Source organism: Brucella sp. HL-2 (assembly GCF_025846885.2).
GTDB classification, from domain to species: domain Bacteria; phylum Pseudomonadota; class Alphaproteobacteria; order Rhizobiales; family Rhizobiaceae; genus Brucella; species Brucella quorumnocens.
In genome coordinates this window covers 1-2,057 of the sequence record NZ_JAOYTK010000065.1, presented here as the reverse complement: position 1 = coordinate 2,057, position 2,057 = coordinate 1, and the positions used below count along the sequence as shown (strand labels likewise).

The following is a 2,057-nucleotide window of genomic DNA, read 5'->3' as shown; positions in this document are numbered from 1 at the left end:
CCACCAACTGGTAGAACCTCCAATGTAGCATCCATGGAGAAACTCCGTCCTGATCATCCCGAAAGTCTAATGAGACAATTAGAACTGTAATTGGAAGGTGGGGATCAGCGTACGCTTACTATTCGCCAATGGCTTTGATCACATCATTGAGTGTGTGGAACACAGTCCGCCAGATCAGTTCCGACTTGATCGTTTTGAATACTGTTTCCACCATTGCATTGAAGCTCCTATATTCGTCAAGTCGCGATTTCAGCATTTTTGGGCGTACAAAGATGCTTGAAGATTTCCCGAATAATGTAGCGCTTTAGGCATCGGATTATTTCACTTTTGCTCTTACCGTCGTTTGTGCGTTTTTTGACGTAAGCAAGCGTTGGCTCGTGGCTACGCATTCTTATGATGGCTACCCGATAGAGGGCTGCGTTGGCCTGACGATTGCCTCCGCGGTTCAACCGAAAGCGATTGGTTTTTCCACTGGATGCCGGGATCGGACAAACGCCGCACAATTTCGCCAATGCGGATTCGGACCGGATTCTTGTCGGATCGTCGCCGACAAGAATGAGCATTTCCGCAACCGTCATCGTAGAAATGCCGTGCGACGCCATCAACACTGGTGCACACGCCGCAGCGAGGCGCTCCAGCTCTTTGTCATGCGTCTGGATTTCGTCGTGAAGAGCTAACCATCGTCGAGCCAATGCACGTAATGCAACTTTTGCTGTTGCTAGCGTCGATGTGATCTCACCTGGCCGAAAGGCTGCGATATGCCGTATCAGGATGATCTTACCTTTGATCTGATCAAGGCTATCCCGTAATTCAGTCGGTGCATTGATGATAAGGGTTTTAAGCGTCACCATGGCCTGCGATCTACATTTAACTGCTGTATCACGCGCGATCTTAAGATGTCTGATCATCTCTGAAGACCCGGTGTGCGTTTTGGGCTTAGCTGTCGCCTGACCGCTTAGAACAGAGCGAGCCGCACCTTCTGCATCCAAGCTGTCGGACTTTCCGTGGCTATATCGCAATTGACGATGAGGACGCGTCACTTCCACCACCGTGTAACCACGTTCCAGAAGCAATCGAGACAACCCTGCACCGTAAGACCCGGTGCCTTCAATACCAAATGCTATGATGGTTCCGAGGCTAGTTGCCCATCGTTCAAGCTCAAGATAGCCTTTCGCGTTGGCTGGTATGGATAAAGTGGCTAATTTTGCACCATTTTTATCGATGGCCACAGCTAAATGTGTAGCTTTATGAGTGTCGATACCGATAATGATATTATTGGAATTGATAATATGCATTGATCCTCCTCTGGCTGATGATACCCGGGCAGCGATCAGAGAGGACGGGACTGTGAAGGGGCGTTCCCGTCATGCTCAAGCGTCCTTATTTCTGGGCGCCATTATGCTGCGAGTTCCGCAAAAACCTGGAATGGTGAGCAGTTGTCGTTCGCGAATTGGTCCTTGCGGATCATGTGTGCCACTTCAATACCCGCGATGGTAGCTGCGGCAGAATGGAACGCCTTGAAACCCATCATTGGTTTGGTGATCCGTTTGATAAAGCGGTGGTCCTGTTCAAGGATATTGTTGAGATACTTGACCTGGCGGATTTCAATGATCCTGCCGGTTCCGGTAAATTTCAGGATCGTGTTGACTGCTTGCAGGCCAGCCAAATTGGCTCCGCTCTTGTCGATGACAACCTTTTCGGGAACGCTGTTGGCTGCGATAGAGCGCCGGGCGTCCAATAGGACACCCAAAGGTCGCTCTAACACTTTAAAATCAGAGCATAATTTTACCTTAAACTGATCCAAGTTTAAGGAATTATGCTCTAGCCTTCTTGAAAAACCTGCGCACTGCGGCCAGATCACGGCGTTCAGACAGCATGAAATCGAGTGTTTGGCCATCACGGTCAACCGCTCGGTATAAGTAGACCCATTTGCCCCGTACCTTGAGTGGAGTGAGAAGCGCAATTGCGCTTCTCCTCCCCGAACCGTACGTGCACCTTTCAGCGCATACGGCTCTCCATTCAGCCTTGGCCCATGGCCATAGCAACGTCATGATAGC

Annotated in this window: 1 protein-coding gene and 2 pseudogenes; all 3 read right to left on the bottom strand. The window is 50.0% G+C overall.

Translation table 11 applies throughout. The features are described 5' to 3' along the window. Window positions 1–236 precede the first annotated feature (236 nt). Window positions 237–1,295, bottom strand: a complete 1,059-nt coding sequence (locus OIV19_RS23535; RefSeq protein ID WP_264234327.1) for an IS110 family RNA-guided transposase — start codon at window positions 1,293–1,295, stop codon at window positions 237–239. 101 nt (window positions 1,296–1,396) lie between these two features. Continuing rightward, window positions 1,397–1,714: pseudogene (locus OIV19_RS23530) on the bottom strand (DDE-type integrase/transposase/recombinase); the annotation flags it as partial. A 108-nt stretch (window positions 1,715–1,822) separates the two neighbouring features. Continuing rightward, window positions 1,823–2,057: pseudogene (locus OIV19_RS23525) on the bottom strand (DDE-type integrase/transposase/recombinase); the annotation flags it as partial.

Excerpts from the sequence above, each read along its gene's own strand:
- OIV19_RS23535 (WP_264234327.1), bottom strand. The coding sequence starts at position 1,295 with ATGCATATTATCAATTCCAATAATATCATTATCGGTATCGACACTCAT.